This window comes from Anaerotignum faecicola (genome assembly GCA_024460105.1).
GTDB lineage: Bacteria > Bacillota > Clostridia > Lachnospirales > Anaerotignaceae > JANFXS01.
This window is the reverse complement of sequence record JANFXS010000274.1, coordinates 1-455: the sequence shown is the minus strand read 5'-3', so window position 1 is coordinate 455 and position 455 is coordinate 1. Positions and strand designations below refer to the sequence as shown.

The following is a 455-nucleotide window of genomic DNA, read 5'->3' as shown; positions in this document are numbered from 1 at the left end:
AGGGGAAGCCGCGGCAGTTTATATATGATCGATATCGATAATTTCAAGGATGTGAACGACCAGTACGGGCACCCGGCCGGCGATAAGATTCTGGTTAAGACAGGCGAACTTCTGCGCGAAATCTTCCGTGATTCCGACTTGATCGGCAGAGTTGGCGGTGATGAGTTCGTAGTTTATTCGGAAAGCGGAGATACCAAAATGAAGGCATTGAGGCTTCTGAACGGAACCGCAGATTTTACAAAAGAAGGCGAATTACGGATTTCTGTGAGCATCGGAATAGCCAGCAGCACCGGGGACCCGGGCGAAGAGTACCAGGAACTGTTTTCCAGAGCCGATCAGGCCATGTACCGGGCAAAGCAGGAGGGGAAAAATCGGATTGCCTGGTATGAGGAGTAGGGAAGCGGGGAAAAGCGAATTGTGGAAGCAAAATATAGAAGCAAAATGTAGAGGCAAAC

At 49.9% G+C, this 455-nt stretch carries 1 protein-coding gene; it reads left to right on the top strand.

The features are described from left to right. Nucleotides 1–396: GGDEF domain-containing protein (locus tag NE664_13925; protein ID MCQ4727732.1), on the top strand; the 396-nt coding region annotated here is incomplete at its 5' end. Between the last annotated feature and the right edge of the window lie 59 nt (nucleotides 397–455).